The organism is Bradyrhizobium huanghuaihaiense (assembly GCF_025200885.1).
GTDB classification, from domain to species: domain Bacteria; phylum Pseudomonadota; class Alphaproteobacteria; order Rhizobiales; family Xanthobacteraceae; genus Bradyrhizobium; species Bradyrhizobium huanghuaihaiense.
In genome coordinates, this window is sequence record NZ_CP104172.1 from 5,703,104 (window position 1) to 5,719,032 (window position 15,929).

The 15,929-nt window shown below is 65.1% G+C and carries 12 protein-coding genes; 4 read left to right on the plus strand and 8 right to left on the minus strand.

The window, feature by feature from the left end; all coding sequences use genetic code 11:
• Positions 1-35 precede the first annotated feature (35 nt).
• The 3 genes from N2603_RS27445 to N2603_RS27455 form a co-directional block, all read right to left on the minus strand.
• Entirely contained in the window at positions 36-2,285 is a 2,250-nt protein-coding gene (locus tag N2603_RS27445) for an ABC transporter substrate-binding protein (RefSeq protein WP_260384583.1), read from the minus strand.
• Positions 2,286-2,433: 148 nt separating this feature from the next.
• The gene (locus N2603_RS27450) at positions 2,434-3,963 is read right to left on the minus strand and encodes an aldehyde dehydrogenase family protein (protein WP_260384584.1); all 1,530 of its coding nucleotides are present in this window, start codon (positions 3,961-3,963) and stop codon (positions 2,434-2,436) included.
• A gap of 8 nt (positions 3,964-3,971) precedes the next feature.
• Entirely contained in the window at positions 3,972-4,964 is a 993-nt protein-coding gene (locus tag N2603_RS27455; RefSeq protein WP_260384585.1) for an NAD(P)-dependent oxidoreductase, read from the minus strand.
• Between N2603_RS27455 and N2603_RS27460 the strand changes: the two genes are divergently transcribed.
• From N2603_RS27460 to N2603_RS27475, 4 genes are all read left to right on the plus strand, one after another.
• Positions 4,952-5,875, plus strand: coding sequence for a LysR family transcriptional regulator (locus tag N2603_RS27460; RefSeq protein ID WP_260384586.1), 924 nt, complete (start codon positions 4,952-4,954; stop codon positions 5,873-5,875). The two genes, N2603_RS27455 and N2603_RS27460, sit on opposite strands and share 13 nt — an antisense overlap.
• 275 nt (positions 5,876-6,150) lie before the next feature.
• A complete protein-coding gene (locus tag N2603_RS27465) occupies positions 6,151-6,690 on the plus strand; it encodes a TRAP transporter small permease subunit (RefSeq protein ID WP_145831530.1) in 540 nt (179 codons plus the stop codon).
• A complete protein-coding gene (locus N2603_RS27470) occupies positions 6,687-8,288 on the plus strand; it encodes a TRAP transporter large permease (protein ID WP_260384587.1) in 1,602 nt (533 codons plus the stop codon). The genes N2603_RS27465 and N2603_RS27470 overlap by 4 nt, the downstream gene beginning before the upstream one ends.
• A 110-nt stretch (positions 8,289-8,398) precedes the next feature.
• A complete protein-coding gene (locus N2603_RS27475; protein WP_260384588.1) occupies positions 8,399-9,688 on the plus strand; it encodes a M20/M25/M40 family metallo-hydrolase in 1,290 nt (429 codons plus the stop codon).
• A 15-nt stretch (positions 9,689-9,703) separates the two neighbouring features.
• On the opposite strand, the gene N2603_RS27480 is transcribed toward N2603_RS27475, so the two are convergent.
• From N2603_RS27480 to N2603_RS27500, 5 genes are all read right to left on the minus strand, one after another.
• Positions 9,704-10,000: a type II toxin-antitoxin system RelE/ParE family toxin gene (locus N2603_RS27480; protein WP_260384589.1), complete on the minus strand. Its 297-nt coding sequence runs from the start codon at positions 9,998-10,000 to the stop codon at positions 9,704-9,706.
• Positions 9,990-10,265: a ribbon-helix-helix domain-containing protein gene (locus tag N2603_RS27485; RefSeq protein WP_018645491.1), complete on the minus strand. Its 276-nt coding sequence runs from the start codon at positions 10,263-10,265 to the stop codon at positions 9,990-9,992. Before N2603_RS27485 ends, N2603_RS27480 begins: the two co-directional genes overlap by 11 nt.
• A 66-nt stretch (positions 10,266-10,331) precedes the next feature.
• Positions 10,332-11,708 (minus strand): sensor histidine kinase, encoded by a 1,377-nt coding sequence (locus N2603_RS27490; RefSeq protein WP_260384590.1) that lies wholly within the window; start codon positions 11,706-11,708, stop codon positions 10,332-10,334.
• A 1-nt stretch (position 11,709) separates the two neighbouring features.
• Positions 11,710-12,384, minus strand: a complete 675-nt coding sequence (locus N2603_RS27495; RefSeq protein WP_018645489.1) for a response regulator transcription factor — start codon at positions 12,382-12,384, stop codon at positions 11,710-11,712.
• A gap of 156 nt (positions 12,385-12,540) precedes the next feature.
• On the minus strand, positions 12,541-15,897 hold the full coding sequence (locus N2603_RS27500; protein ID WP_260384591.1) for a DUF7379 domain-containing protein: 3,357 nt from the start codon (positions 15,895-15,897) through the stop codon (positions 12,541-12,543).
• Positions 15,898-15,929 lie beyond the last annotated feature (32 nt).

Below are 15,929 nucleotides of genomic sequence, written 5' to 3' on the forward strand. Positions count from 1 at the left end.
GCCCCGGACGGCCGCGTTAGTGCATTACGCGTGCCTCAGAAGGCATAACGCCGGTAGAGCACGACGATGACAGCTAGCACCGTCCCGGCATAAATGACCTGCGCTGCGTGATCCAAAACGACAGCGGCGCGCTTTCGGCCGGCGGCCCGAAGTTTTTCATGTTTGTAGCCAGCCAATATCGTCATCAGGCATAGTACGAAGAAAATGTAGAACATCTCTTCGACCACCACCGTGTATCCGACGTCGCCGATCTGGCTGCTCACCGCGACGAGCAGCACCGCGCTCGCCAGGATCGAGGTCACTGGGATCGTCACGCGTTCACGAAACATGGTTTCGGGAAAGAACAGCGTCGCGAATACGACGAGCACGAGCAGGAACATCGGCAGCAGGTTCTTCAGCATGTAGATGGAGGAGCTGCGGCGCAGCACGATGGTCGCATCGAATCCTGCGAATTCCGTCATTGCCTCGGCATCAAACAAAGACGCCTTGCCGAGCGTCGATCCGCTGGACATGGATTCGACGAAATAGTTCAGCCCGAGAAATCGCCAGAGCGGAAGTCCGGAATAGGCCCCGTCCTCGGCCCGCGAGCTTCCGTCGTCGGCAAGGCGCAAGCCGAACCGATCGATGACATAGGTGATGAGTTCCCGCCGCTGTTCCGTGTTCTGGAAATGCAGACGCAATTCCTGCGTGTCGAACGGATAATCATGGAGATCGAAACGGGCCTTGAAATCGCCGTTGATGCGATAGAGCCGATAGCTCAGGCCGTCTTCCCGTCCAGCCTGAATCGGCCGGGCTGCATCGAACGCCCCGCGATCCAGCAAGGCCGGGAATTCGACGTGCGTCTGCGCCTCATCGTTGCCAGCGAACCGCATCCAGAGATAGAAGTCGACGTTGAACGAATTTTGCTTCACGTCGATCCGACTGACGCGAATGATGTCGATGCCGGTATAAACGACGCGTTGAATCCAATAGCGCCGCCCCTCGAACGCGACGACATGGCCCTTCTCCCGTTCGGCGTCGAGATCGATCCCATCCGGCTGATCGATGCGCACGAGTTGCAGCGGCGCCGTGACGAACCGACCGTAACGGAAGAAACCCATTCGGATCGGGCGCGGGATGTCGCGGTTCGCGTTGAAATAGAGCCGCCCCGTCAGCCCGACGACCGCCGATTTCGGACTGTCGATCGCGGCCAGTGCGAGGCGCACCCGGTCGCGATCCGCAATCTTGCTGTCGGATGGTTTCTGAATGCCCTGCCCCATAAACCGGCGATGTAGGGCAGCTCGTTTCAGCGCGTCGATCATCAGGCGCGCGGCGTCATACGAGCCACCGCCAACCCAGCTTGGGGAGGTTCCCGCTCTCGCTTTGTAGTCGGCGGCGAAAGCCTGCGCCGCCACGCCGGCGCTGTCGAAAATCAGCGACGATGCCGCATACAGATTCTCACTGAAGAAACCCGGACGCGTTCGTTCCTCGGGCTCGTTGACGAAATTTCTCAAATAGCTTTCGCGGCCCGCGCCCTGGGTTGTGATGATCGTCCCCTTGATGCCGCGGCGACGCAGCGCCTTGACGATGTCTGCGATATAGTCGGCTGCCGCGCCGACGACGATGACACCGGGACCGGGCTCCTGCACGGCAGCGTCCAGCGCCTCGTCCATCGATCGGATCTGACCGGCTGCGACGTCCAGTTCGAACACACGCAACTGCTCCGCCGGATAGGCCGCCACAAATCCACGCTCGAAACTCTTGCCGTAGGAATCGCGCGTGTGAACAAGACGGACTCTCGGCTCCTTCATCACGGCGCGCAGATGTTCCGCGATCGAGCGCGCCTGTGCGGAGACCGGCGACAGCGCACGAAAATAGTAATCACTGGTGGATGTCAGCTCGTCGGCAGCCGCGCTTCCCGTGAGCGCCGGAATCCGCGCATCCTTGTATGCCGGCGCTGCCGCGAGCGATGCGGAGCTGAGATAATGTCCGAGCACAGCGACGCATGGGCTGTCGGCGATCGCCTGCGCATTCGCGCGCGCCACGGCTGGATCGCTTGCGTCGTCGAACAGAACGAGTTCAATCGGCCGTCCGTTGACGCCACCCTTGGCGTTCACGTCGTCGATTGCAAGCTGCATCGCGATCAGGCTTTCCGTGCCAGCCGGGGCGGACGGGCCAGAGAGCGAATTGGCGAACGCGATGCGAATAGGCTCCGGGCGGGTCCAGAGGATGGCGGCCCAGGCGACGCCGAGCACCAGGGCGATGCCCGCAACAACGGCAAGCCACATGATAAGCCGCGGCTTCATCGTCGATCCTCGCATCGGTCGGCATAAGCCGAGATTCTCCAGATCGAGGCCTCACTCAGGTGGAGATTGCCGCCGCTGAGAGCGTTTTTCAAGCCTGCCCGATCGCCCCCGGCAAGATCTACGACCGCTCAAACAATAGCCTAAAGCCTTACTCCCGAATCCCCGGCGCGTAGCCAAATCCTACCGCCGGCTCGGCTGTGGTCTCGACCCAGACGCTCTTGACCTGCGTGTACTCGAAGAGCGTCTCGACACCGCTCGAACGGCCGTAGCCGCTCATGCCGAAGCCGCCGAAGGGCGACGCGACGCTGATTGTCTTGTAGGAATTGATCCAGAACGTCCCGGCCCTGACTTGCGCGGCGACCCGGTGTGCGCGCGCGACGTCGCTCGTCCAGACCGCGCCGGCGAGACCGAATTCACTGTCGTTGGCGAGCGCGATCGCCTCCTCCTCGGAATCGAACGGGATCGCGGCGACGACAGGTCCAAAAATCTCGTCGCGCGCAACCGCCATGCTGTTGCTGACGTCGCGCAGCACAGTCGGCGCGACGAAGAAGCCGCCCTTCCCCACGTTGCCGTCGCTGCCGGTCGCAAGCTTCGCGCCTTCCGCGAGGCCCTGCTTCACCATGGTGAGCACGCGGGCGTATTGCCGGGCATTGTTGATCGGACCGACCTCGGTGTCCGCCGCGCCGGGCGCACCGACCTTCAGCTTCGCAGCCCCGTCGGCGACCATTTTGACGAAGCGGTCGTAGACGGAGCGTTCGACCAGCAGCCGCGAGCCGGCGACGCAGCTCTGTCCGGCGCCGGCGAAGATGGCCGACTGCGCACCGATCGCGGCGCGCGCGAGGTCGGCGTCGGCAAATACGATGTTGGCCGACTTCCCGCCGAGCTCGAGCACGCAGGGCAGCAGGCGCTTGGCGGCGGCTTCCGCGATCAGCCGGCCCGTCGGCACTGAACCGACGAACACGACTTTCTTCACCGCGGGCTGGCCGAGCGCGGCCTGCCCCGTCGTGTGGCCGTAGCCTGCGAGCACGTTGACGAGCCCGGCCGGCAATCCCGCTTGTTCTGCGAGAAGCGCTACCGCCATCGAGGTCAGCGGCGTCAGCTCGGAAGGCTTGAGCAGCACACCGTTGCCCATGGCGATGGCGGGTGCGACCTGCCAGCCGCAGGTGAAGATCGGCGCGTTCCAGGGCGTGATCTGCAGCACGACGCCGACGGCTTCGCGCCGCGTGTAGTTGAGATGGCTCGAGGGCACCGGGATCACGTCGCCATGGAATTTGTCGGCCCAGCCGGCATAGTATTCGAACATCTCGGCGACCTTGGCGACCTCGACACGCGTGTCGCGGATCGGCTTGCCCGCCGACAGCGACTCAAGGCGCGCCAGCTCCTCGGTCTTGCCCTGAATGGCCCGCGCGATCGCCTGCATGACGCGCCCGCGCGCCGCGCCGGTGAGCCGCGACCAGCCGGCTTGCGCCGCGCTGGCCGCCGCTGCCGCCTCGGCAATAACCGCCTCGCCGGCATCACGATAGGCATAGAGCGGCGCGCCGGTTGCGGGATCATCAACCGTGATGAGCTCGCCGGTGCCAAGAACGGTGCGGCCCGCGACGTAAGAGCCGATCGCCGCGCAGTCGGGCCAGAAGGGAGCGAGCGCATCGCGCAGCCGCGTTTCGATGAAGGAAGTCATGGTGTCGCTCACATCCTGCCGAGCTGGGTCTCGACGATCCTGTTGAAGTCCTCGCCGTCGCCGATCGAGGCGGCGCTTTCCGCCCAGATCCGTGCGGCTTCCCCGGCGATCGGCAGGTCGAGCGCGAGCTCACCGATGAGCTGGCCCGCCAAACGCACGTCCTTGCGCATCAGCTTCATGGTGAAACCGGAATCGAAGGCGCCGTTCAGCACCCAGGTCGGCAGATTGACCTGCGTGACGCCGGACCGGCCGGAGCCGGCATTGAGGCCTTCGAGCAGCCGCGCCGGATCGACCTCGGCTGCGCGCGCGATCCGCATCGCTTCAGCAGCGGTCAGCAGATGCGCCGCGCACAGCAGGTTGTTGATGAGCTTGCAGACATGCCCGGCGCCGACCGATCCGACATGAACACGCTTCGCGCTCATGTCGGCAAGAACAGGCTCGACCGCGGCCACATCGGCCTCCGCACCGCCGATCACCATGGTCATGGTGCCGGTGATGGCGCCCTTCGGGCCGCCACTGACCGGCGCGTCGATCATGGACATGCCATGCGCGGCGAGCGCCGCGGCAAGGCGGCGGGTCGTCGCGGGATGGGATGTCGAGGTGTCGACGACGCGTAAGCCCGGCCGTGCATGGGCGATGATTCCGCCCTCGCCGGCGACGACGGCATCGACGATCTCGGCGGTCGGCAGCGAGAGGACCAGCAGATCGGCACGGGCGCAAAGCGGCCCGACGCGCTCGAACACCGCGACACCTTCCGATGCGAGCGCGCTGCGCGCCTTTTCCGAGGCGTCGGTCCCGAGCACCTCATGCCCGGCCCGCATCAGCGAGAGCGCCATGCCGCGCCCCATATTCCCGAGCCCAACGACGCCGACGACCGCCATATCCTGTCCCTCACCCTGCGAGTGCCGGGAAAACCATACGGATCCGGCCCGGGTTCGGGCATCAGCAGGACGATTGCCTAATGTTGCCTCATGGGCAACACTTGGGCATGAGCAATGCACTCGATGAGAACCGCCTTCGCTATCTGTTCGAGGCCGCGCGCTACGGCGCCGTGCGCGCCGCGGCCGACGCGCTCGGCGTGAACCCGTCCGTGGTGAGCCGGCAGATCGCCCTGCTGGAGCGGGAGCTCGACGCCGCCCTGCTCGATCGCCATAGCCGCGGCGTGCGGCCGACCGAGGCCGGCGAGCTCCTGATTGCGCATTATCGCCGCCATACGGTGGACCGCGACGACACCCTGGCCCGCTTGCGGGAACTCCAGGGGCTGCACCGCGGTCACATCGACCTCGTGCTGGGCGAGGGCTTTGTCGCCGATCTCATGGGCGGCGCGCTCGGCGAGTTCTGGCGGAAGCATCCGCGGCTGACCATCTCGCTGGAATTGGCGGGCACGAGCGAGGTCATTCGCGCCATTGCCGACGACCGCTGCCATATCGGGCTGGTCTATCATCCGCCCCAGGATCCGCGAATCCGCTCCTGCGCCGCCATCCGGCAGCCGATCTGCCTGATCGCGCGCCCCGACCATCCGCTTGCGAAGCTCCGCCGCCCGATCAAGCTCCGGGAGATTGCCAACCACACGCTTGGGATCATGCATGCGGGTTACGGCACGCGTCAGTTGCTCGCGATGGCCGAAACGTCCGAGAAGATCGGTCTGTCGCCGAAGCTGACGACGACCTCGATCAGCATCTTGAGAGATTTCGTCCGGTCCGACCTTGGCGTGACCCTGCTACCGGCGTTTTCAGTGGCAGCGGACCTCGAGGACGGATCGCTGGTCGCCCTCACCGTCGACAATGCGCTGCTCGCCTCGGCAGAAGCCCACATCATCACCCGGTTGGGCCGCGAGCTGCCGAACGCGGCCAGCCAGTTGCTCAGATTCCTGATCGGCCGGATGAAGGCCTTCCAGGCCGGCCGCCGCTAACCTAAGCTTTTGACCACGCGTCAATTTGTCCATTTTCCGATTGACGGCAGGTGAAGCCGCTGGTTTGGTGCGACCGCCTTTGCTTGCCCGGCAGCAATAAGCCGGCCCGCCCGTTGGCGGTCGCGGTCAAGACGGCAAGGCACGAGGGGAGGACTGACGCCGCAACGCATTTCGGAAAACGAAGCCGTGCGGTCGCGTGCTTTTTCGCATGCGGACCGAGCGATGCGTGCTGATGCTGCTCCCGTGAAGTTAGACCGCGACGGAGAAAAAATAAGATGCGTCCATTGCTGGCGGTGAGCAACGCCATCGACCTTCTCAACGAGAAGATCGGCTACGTCTGTAATCTCCTGGTGCTTTTATCCTGCCTGGTCAGTGCGGCCAACGCCATGATCCGCTACGCCTTCAGCTACTCCTCCAACGGCTGGCTGGAGATGCAATGGTACATGTTCGCGATCCTGGTGATGTTCGGCGCGTCCTACACCTTCAAGCGCAACGAGCACGTCCGGGTCGAAATCTTCTATCTGCTGCTGTCCGAGCGCGGCCAGCTCCTGCTCGACCTGATCGGCACGCTGTTCTTCCTGATTCCCGCCTGCCTCCTGCTTGCCTATCTGTCCTGGCCGTTCTTCATGCAGGCCTATGACGTCGGCGAGATGTCCGGCAATGCCGGCGGCCTGATCCGCTGGCCGATCAAGTTCGTGATTCCCGCCGGCTTCGTCCTGCTGGCGCTCCAGGGTGTTTCCGAAGTCATCAAGCGTATCGCGGCTCTCCAGGGCTATGTGACGATCGACGCCAAGTACGAGAGGCCGACCCAATGATTACGCTGGAAATGATGCCGCCGCTGATGTTCGGCGGCCTGGTTCTGGCGATGCTGATCGGCTTCCCGGTTGCGTTCACGCTTGCCGCGGTCGGCCTGTCCTTCGGCTTCCTCGCCATCCATCTCGGCTTCTTCGACCTCAACTTCCTCCAGGCCATTCCCGGCCGCGTGTTCGGCAGCGTGCTCTCCAACGAGCTGCTGCTCGCGATCCCGTTCTTCACCTTCATGGGCGCGATATTGGAGCGATGCGGGCTCGCCGAGGACATGCTGGATTCGATGGGCCAGCTGTTCGGTCCGGTCCGCGGCGGCCTCGGCTATTCCGTGATCATCGTCGGCTTCATCCTCGGCGCCATCACGGGTACGGTGGCGGCGCAGGTGATCGCCATGGCGCTGATCTCGATGCCGGTGATGATCCGCTACGGCTACAACATGCGCTACATCACCGGCGTGCTGGCTGCCTCCGGCACCATCACGCAGCTGGTGCCGCCCTCGCTGGTGCTGATCGTGCTCGCCGACCAGCTCGGCAAGTCGGTCGGTGACATGTATCTCGGCGCCTGGGGTCCCTCGGTGTTCCAGATCATGCTGTTCGCCGGCTACACCTTCATCCTCGGCCTGATCAAGCCGGGCCACGTGCCCCCGGTGCCGAAGGAGGCCCGCACGCTGACCGGCTGGGCGCTGTGGAAGAAATGCCTGATGGGCATCATCCCCTCTGCCGTCCTGATCTTCGTCGTGCTCGGCACCATGATGATGGGCCTTGCGACGCCGACGGAAGCCGGCGCCATGGGCGCGGTCGGCGCCATCGTGCTCGCCGCGATCCACCACAAGGATTTCACCTCGAACGATCGCAAGGTGCTGGCCATTGGCGTGATCGCCGCCGGCATCGGCACCATCATCGCGATGCTGTACAGCGAGAATTTGATCTTCAAGCTCGCCTTCGCGGTGACCTATCTCGCGGTGGCGTGGATCTGCTTCCAGGCCGCGCGCATCCCCGACCTGCGCGACCTCATCAAGCAGGGCTACGAATCCACCATGCGCCTCACCTGCATGGTCACCTTCATCCTGATCGGCTCGACCTGCTTCTCGGTGGTGTTCCTCGGCGTCTCCGGCGGCGTCTGGCTCGAGCATCTCCTGACCTCGCTGCCCGGCGGCGTCTGGGGCTTCCTGATCTTCATCAACCTCTTCATCTTCTTCCTGGCGTTCTTCCTCGACTTCTTCGAGATCGCCTTCATCATCCTGCCGATGATCGCGCCGATCGCGCAGAAGATCCTCGCCCCCGTGGTGGGGCCGGACGCGGCGCTGATCTGGTTCGGCGTGATGCTGTGCGTGAACATGCAGACCTCGTTCCTGCATCCGCCATTCGGCTTCGCGCTGTTCTACCTGCGCGGCGTCGCGCCGAAGGAAGTGAAGAGCTCCGACATCTATTGGGGTGCGATGCCCTGGATCGGCCTGCAGATGATCATGGTGCTGCTGGTGATCATCTTCCCGTCGGTGGTGACCGGCCTGCTCGACAAGCCGCTCAACGTCGATCTCGACAAGGTCAAGATCGAGGTCCCGCAGATCGAGCTGCCGCCGCTGGATCTGGGACCACCGCAGAAGTAAGTGCTCTCTTCCTTCTCTCCACAAAGGGGAGAAGGAAGAGCCCCTCTGCGTGACAAGCGTCGCGAACACAGGCATACCGGGCCCATCCTCCAACTGATGGACCGTCGCGCATGCCCCGATCGCACCCTGTTCCCTCGCTCGTCGCTCCGGTGATCGCTTCGCTGTGGCTGGCATGTGCCGCCACCGTCGTGCACGCCGAGCCGGTGGCCGACGTTCACGCGCTGGCACAGAAGGAGCAGCAGCCCCTGCTCGACACGCTGCGCGATCTCGTCAGCATCGAATCCGGCAGCAAGGACATCGACGGCCTGAACCAGATCGCCGGGCGGGTGGCCGACCAGCTCAGGCAGCTCGGCGGCACCGTGGAGATCCTGCAGCCCACCGACATCTATCGCCTCGACGACACGCCCGAGAAGATCGGTCCGGCCGTGCACGCCGTGTTCAGGGGCACCGGCAGCAGGAAGATCATGCTGATCGCCCACATGGACACGGTGTACCTGAAGGGCATGCTGAAAGACCAGCCGTTCCGCATCGACGGTGACAAGGCCTATGGCCTCGGCATTTCCGACGACAAGCAGGGCGTCGCGCTCATTCTCCACACCATGGCGATGCTGCAGAAATTGAACTTCAGGGAGTACGGCACGCTCACGGTGCTCACCAATGGCGACGAGGAGATCTCCTCGCCCGGCTGGCGCAGCACCATCACAAAATTCGCCTCGGATCAGGACGTGGTGTTCTCGTTCGAAGGCGGCGGCACCGACGGCACGCTGCGGCTCGCCACCAGCGGCATCGGCTCGGCCTATCTTTCGGTGATCGGCAAGTCGTCGCATGCCGGCGCAAGACCCGAGGGCGGCATCAACGCGCTCTACGAGCTCTCGCACCAGGTGCTTCAGATGAAGGACTTGTCCAAGCCCGAGCAAGGCCTGAAGCTGAACTGGACCGTCTCCAAGGCCGGCACCAACCGCAACGTGATCCCGGCCGAAGCCACGGCCCAGGCCGATGCGCGCGCGCTCAAGGTCTCGGATTTCGACGAGCTGGAAAAAGCGCTGCAGGAGAAGATCAAGAACCGCCTGCTGCCCGATTCCAAGGTCGAGCTGAAATTCGAGGTGCGCCGTCCGCCGCTAGAGGCCAACGACGCCTCGCGCCGCGTGGCGGCCTACGGCAAGACGATCTATGGGGAGCTCGGAATGCCTCTCAAGGTCGACGAGAAGGCGACCGGCGGCGGCACCGACGCCGCCTTTGCCGCGCTCAAGACCAAGGGCGCCGTGGTCGAAGGCATGGGCCTCTCGGGCTTCGGCGCGCATTCCAACGATGCCGAATATGTGAAGCTCGACACCATCGTGCCGCGTCTTTATCTCGCCACGCGCATGATCATGGATCTGTCCACCGGCAAGGTGAAATAATCCCCTCGCCGCCGCTCATAAATCGTCTTCGAAATTCCGACCGGCATACGCAATTGTGACGATCTCGACCTGGGTCTTCAGGACCCGGAACGCAATCGTGACGCGCCGCTCGAATCCAATCGTGCGCAAGTCCGGCAGGAGATCGTTACGGATCGTGCCACGCTTGGGAAAGGTGGCGAGTGCCATGCAGGCTTCCTCGATGCGATCGATATAGCCGCCGGCGACCCGATAACCCGCACGTTCTGCGATGTATTCGTAGAGGCCGATCAGATCGGCCTCGGCCTCCGGTCGGAATACGACCTTAAGCGCCACGCTTGGTGGCTTTCGCGTTCCTCGTATGCCGGGCGCGCAGACGCTTGAAAACGTCTGCTGCCGGAACACTGGGACGCGGATCCTTGATCGACGCCCGGACCTTGGCGGCGAGATAGTCGTCGAGCGCGGCATCCTGCCGGTCGAGGGCGCGAAGAGCCGAACGCATGACTTCGCTGGCCGATGCGTATTCTCCCGACTTCAAGCGGGCTTCCAGGCTCGCGAGCTGCGGGCCGAGGGTCACGGTGATCGGTTTGCTGGTGCGCATGCAGTCCCCCTTTCACGGTCATTGTAGCACATCGTATGACAGTGTCATACACTGCTTTTTGGCGAATTAATCGCGGCTGGGGGAGCCTGCAGCAACGTCTCCCTCCGCCAGCCGAAACCGCAGCGTGAACTCCGCGCCGCGGCCGGGAAGGTTCGCCACCGCCACCGTCGCGGCGTGATCGTCGGCGACGCCGCGCACGATCGAGAGGCCGAGGCCGGCGCCGTCGCTGCGCCGGCGGTCGGCACGCCAGAAGCGCTGGAAGATCAAATCGCGCTCGGCTTCCGCGATGCCCGGGCCGCAATCGCGCACGCGCACGGAGCCGTCCTCGCCGACCTCGACGTCGACCGCGGTGTCCGTTGCCGTGAACTTGATGGCGTTTTCGGCGAGGTTGAAGATCGCGCGCTGGAGCATCTCGGCATTGCCGTGGATCAGCACCGGCGCGTCGGTGCCCTTCAGCGCGATGTCCTTGTGCTGGGCGAGCGCGAACGGCGCGATCGAACCCACCACCTCGGTGCAGACCGCGCGCAAATCGGCGGTCTCGCCGGGATCGAGCACCAGCGTGTCGAGCTCGGCGATCTCCAGCAGCTGGGCGACGATGCGGCTCATGCTCTCGATGTCGGCATGTAGCGCCTCCCTTGCCGTGCCGTCATGCAGCGTCTCGATCCGCGTGCGCAGGATCGCGAGCGGCGTGCGCAATTGATGCGCGGCATCCGCGGTGAACTGGCGCTGCACGCGAAAGCCGTCCTCGAGGCGGTCCAGCGCCTGGTTGACGGCGGTGACGAGCGGCATGATCTCGCGCGGGATCTGCTCGGTCGGCAGTCGGATGTCGGTGCGCGCGGGGCCGATATTGCTGGCTTCCTCCGAGGCCTTCCACAGCGGCGCGACCGCGCGGCGGAAGATGATGATGTCGGTGGCGAGCAGGACCAGCAGGATCGGGATGGTGATCCATCCCACCCGCCGGAAGAAGTTCGAGATGATGTCGTCGATGATGACGTCGCGATGCGAGAGGTCCTCGGCGACGCGGATGCGCACCGTCTTGCCCTCGATGACGCGCGTCACGCCGGCGCCGGAAATCGTTTCGGACAGCGGCGGCGCCGGTGTCGCGGCGCCCGCCTTGCGGCGGGACGAGAACAGCATACGGCCGTCCTCGTCGCGGATGTCGTAGAGGTAGCGGCCGTAGGCTTCCGAATAGAGGCCCCTGAGACTGTCGGGCAGATTGAATGTCAGCGTGCCGTCCGCCTGCGGGACGATGCGCTCGGCGAGCACCTCGGCCTGAGCGCGCATGGCGTCGCGATGCAGCTGGTCGACCTCGGAGTTGAGCAGCCAGAACAGCACCAGCGGCAGGAAGATCGCGACCACCGCGACCGCGACGATGTGCAGGAACACGATGCGCCAGATCAGCGATTTGAACGTCGGCCTGGCGGATGACCGGGCGGCGAACACGCTATTTCTCCTCGGCCATCAAATAGCCGACGCCGCGGATGGTGTGGATCACGACCTTGGCGCCGTGCTCGGCGAGCTGCTTGCGCAGCCGCGAGACGTAGACCTCGACCGCGTTGGAGGCGACCTCGCCTTCGAGGCCGAAGATGTGATCCTCGACGTTCTTCTTCGGCACCACCCGCCCCTGCCGGCGCAGCAGGATCTCGAGCACCGAGGTCTCGCGCGCGGAGATGATCCGCGGCTGGTCGTCGACGAAGATCTGGCGGCTTTCGGTGTCGTAGACGAGATTGGCCAGATGCAGCGAGCGGCCGAGCAGCTGGCCGGGCCGGCGCAGGATCGCCTCCAGCCGCGCCACCAGCTCCTCCATCGCGAACGGTTTTGCGAGATAGTCGTCGGCGCCGCTGCGCAGGCCGCTGACGCGGTCCTGCAGGCCGCCGCGCGCCGTCAGCACCAGCACGGGGAGCGGTTCCATCTGCCGGCGCAGCTCGCGCAGCACCGACAGGCCGTCGCCATCGGGAAGACCGAGGTCGAGGATCATCGCGGCGTAGCTGACGCTGCTGACCGCCTCGCGCGCCTCGGCCGCGCTGCCCACGATGTCGCTCTCATAGCCTGCCGCCGACAACCCGGCGGCCACGAGCCGCGACAGCTCGGCATTGTCCTCGACGATCAGAAGGCGCATCGCATTTCCCGCCGGATGTCCCAGTGTCACAGCACGGCCCGTGCCGCATCCGTGCTCTCTTCCCCCATTCGTCCGGTTTCGGCCAGCGAAAAAGCACCCGGCAGGAAGGTCCTGTCAGGTTCATGTAAGCGGAGGGCGAGCGATAGATCCCGCTGCCTAGGAGGCATCCGGGACGCGTGCGAACGGATTGCCATACACGGAATAGGCCAGCCAGGTCAGTTCCTTGCGGTTCTTGGCGGCCTCGCGCGCGGCGCGGACGGCGTCGACCAGCGTATCCCCGCCCTTGAGCGAGCGATAGAACGCCTCGGCAAAGCTGTAGGCCAGCTTGTCGTCAACCGACCAGAGCGCGCCGACCAGCGCACCGGCGCCGCGCTCGGAGTACGGGCGCAGGAACGCATCGACGAAACCGGCGACACCTCCGCCGATGCCGCGCCCGGCGCGCCCGGTCTGGCAGGCGTTGATGAAGACCATCGGATTGGGCCCACTCTCGGCGAAGCGGGCATAGGCCTTGACCTGATCCGCCGAGAGCGAATCCTGTGCAAAGTTGCCGTCGACCTTGGCGCCCGTCATCAACAGGTCGGCCGTCATCACCGCCCGCTGGGCCGCCTCGCCATGGCAGGCAAAGTGCAGGACGTCGCATTCCTTCGCATCCTTCTGCAGGAAGCCGGTCACGGCGATGCTCTCGGCCGTCACCTCGCGAGGACTGCCGAACAGCTTGGCCAGCATCTGGCGTTCGGCATCGGCGCCTTCGAGCCGCAGGCCGGGATCGACATAGGCCGGGATCACGTAGTTGACGCGATCATTGCGCATGGCGAGTTGCGGACCAGGCCACGGCGTGCTGTGCAGCCAGCGCACCAGCCCCCATTCCGCAAGGAAGCCCTTCCCGTCCGGCCCGGACTTCCGGTCGTTGATGTAGAGCAGCTCCCAGGGAATGAACGGCTCCTCCGAGATGACCTGGATCGCGCGGATCGCGTCGCGGTGGGCCCACAACGCCTCGCGGACCTTATCCGGCAACAGCTCGTTGGCCATGACGATTCCGTTGGCCTGCAGGCGCGACAGGAACTGGTCATAGAGGCGGTTCGTTGCGAGCCACGCGCTCTCGATGCCCTTGAAGATCTCCGCGACATAGACATCGCGGGAGAAGCCGCCCGGAAGCGTGCGCGATTCCGAAACCGCGATGTTCGGATCGACGCAGGCCAGATCGAAGCGCAGCGTCACCTTACCGCCCTCCATGATCTCGTAGATCCGCAGCACCGCCGGCTCGTCCGGATGCGCCGCCATGGCCAGTCCGGCCTGGCTCTTGCGCAAGGTCTTGCTGTCGGCGTCGACGAACACCGGGGCCAGGGTAAATGACGCGAGAATGCGTGGGCCCTGCCGCGCTTCGACCAGGATGTCGGCCGCGCCTTCCGCCGTGCCCTCCACGACGAAGCGCAGCGACTCCGCTCGCTGATCCCGCGGCAGATCGATCTCGGCGCTGGTGTCGCCGATAACCCGGCAATTCTTGCGCGCGATGATCTCGACGACGATGGCGCGGGCCGTGTCGACGTTGACCGGCGCATTCAGGGCGGCCGAGGCCGGGCTCTCCGCGGCCTCGATCTTCTGTCGGGAGACCGTGACGAACAGCGGGACCGGCTTCTTCGGCGGCGGATGAGATTCGATCTCCGCCGCGAAATAGCAGGCCGCGGTCCGTGACCCCGGCGACGTCGATGCCGGGGGCGGCGTGTCACCCGCGGCAGGCGCCTGCTGCGGCCCGGGTGGCCTCGCCGAAGGAGCGGAGCGCGATCGCGTCCGCCGCATTGTGAGCGTGTCCGACATGGAGCCGGATCCAGTGCTTTCCCATTCGCGCGCAGCCGAACTGGATTCCAGTCGGCCTTCGACAATGGACGCCACGCCCCGCCTCGATCGCCGCGGCGGCGGCTGCTGCAGATCGATTTGTACCGGGACTGTCTCGGGACGAGCTCCACCAAGGCCCAGCCACTCGCTCAATTTCGAAGGGACGATATCGGTCGCAAAATACGTGGTGTGAAACACGTCGTCCGTATCGCCGAAAGCAAATGTCTTGTCCTTCGCAAGGCGCGGGCCGCGGGTCCCGAACGACGTCATCGACGCCGTATCCACCACCAGATCGTTGTCGAGCTGGAACAGGCGATTGGTCACGCGGTCGGCAATGAACTCGGCGAACTCCTTGGTCACGCCCTTGTCGGGTGCGATCTGCGCGACGAAATTCGACGTGATCGCATGATAGGCTGCGAGCTTGTCGAGCGGACCGGCCGCTCCGTTCAACTCCCTGACGAGATCGCTCGTTGGCCGCATCGCGGCAAGTCCGGGCACCCGGCCCTCGTCGATGGCGACTTCAGAAAACGCCTGGACGAAACGGCCGACGGTCTTGATCCCCTGCGACACGACGGGGCTCAGCGCAGCACCGCCTGCGAGGAATGAAACCGCGCGGACGCCGGCCATGATCCCGTTGGTGTAGAGATCGATCATCGCCGCCCAGTTCTCGGGCTCGGCCAGATGCGTTCCGGCATTGGTGCAGCCGACAAAGATCGCCTTGCCGAGCCGGATGTCCGGCCGTTCGTCCGCAAGCAGGTTTTCGGCCACGCGATAGACAAGTCCGCCGCGACTATGGATGACGGCGTCGATCGAGGAATTCTTAGGGATATCGAGCGCCTGCAGCGCGGCAACGAGAGCGGCCGCATTCTCTCGGGGTGTGACGGTCAGGGTCTTGTGATCGAAGCCGAGCACGGCGTCGTAATGCGCGCTGGCCTTCGACAGGAACGTCTTCCCGCTGTCGGAGCCGGCAAGCTGCGCGAAACCGCTCGCCGTCGACGAGAACGTGCCATGCACCATGAGCAGGATCTTCAGCGGGCGGTCCTGCGGCAGTCGAGGCCGCGCCGATCGCGCCGGCGTCCACGCGGCCGGATCGAGCCCGGCCATCACCACGATGCCTTCTTCCCTGTCCCCCTCGATATAGTCGGTCGCCACATCGATCGCGGTTCGGGCGGCAAACTTCAGTACGTAGGCACGGACCGGGTCGATCAGCTTGTCGGACACCCAGTCGAGAACGGGACCGCGCTTGCCGCTGGCGGGGCCGACGCCGCGCGCCGAGCCCCGCGTCGCGGCCGTCAGCGGAAATACCAGAACCTGTCCACCTCGACGCTGCCCCGACGGTTGGCCCGCGGCTTGCGGATAGGTCCAGGCATAGACGCCGCCTGCGCCCTCGATCAGGACCAGCGCCCTTTCCGACGGGCCGACTTCGACCTCGATCTGCGTCGGCGTCGATGCGTCCCGTCGCAGCGCCCGCGTGCCCGGTCGCGTCGGTACCATCTCGACCTCGGCTGCGATGGTGAAGTCGGAGGCCGACAACGCGCCCTTCAGCTGATCGGCGCCATCGATCTGGCTGGCAGTCCCCCGGCGAAATCCGCGGCGCACAGGACCGTCCTGAACGATCCTGATTTCGACATCGTCGGGACTACGAACCACGATCCCGTTCGCTACTTCCAGTTCAGCCATGACTTCGCCCCTGTCCAGACGGTCTGCTTCGT

Coding starts and splice junctions, on each gene's coding strand:
- N2603_RS27445 (WP_260384583.1), bottom strand. CDS start 2,285: ATGAAGCCGCGGCTTATCATGTGGCTTGCCGTTGTTGCGGGCATCGCC.
- N2603_RS27450 (WP_260384584.1), bottom strand. CDS start 3,963: ATGACTTCCTTCATCGAAACGCGGCTGCGCGATGCGCTCGCTCCCTTC.
- N2603_RS27460 (WP_260384586.1), top strand. CDS start 4,952: ATGAGCAATGCACTCGATGAGAACCGCCTTCGCTATCTGTTCGAGGCC.
- N2603_RS27465 (WP_145831530.1), top strand. CDS start 6,151: ATGCGTCCATTGCTGGCGGTGAGCAACGCCATCGACCTTCTCAACGAG.
- N2603_RS27470 (WP_260384587.1), top strand. CDS start 6,687: ATGATTACGCTGGAAATGATGCCGCCGCTGATGTTCGGCGGCCTGGTT.
- N2603_RS27475 (WP_260384588.1), top strand. CDS start 8,399: ATGCCCCGATCGCACCCTGTTCCCTCGCTCGTCGCTCCGGTGATCGCT.
- N2603_RS27485 (WP_018645491.1), bottom strand. CDS start 10,265: ATGCGCACCAGCAAACCGATCACCGTGACCCTCGGCCCGCAGCTCGCG.
- N2603_RS27495 (WP_018645489.1), bottom strand. CDS start 12,384: ATGCGCCTTCTGATCGTCGAGGACAATGCCGAGCTGTCGCGGCTCGTG.
- N2603_RS27500 (WP_260384591.1), bottom strand. CDS start 15,897: ATGGCTGAACTGGAAGTAGCGAACGGGATCGTGGTTCGTAGTCCCGAC.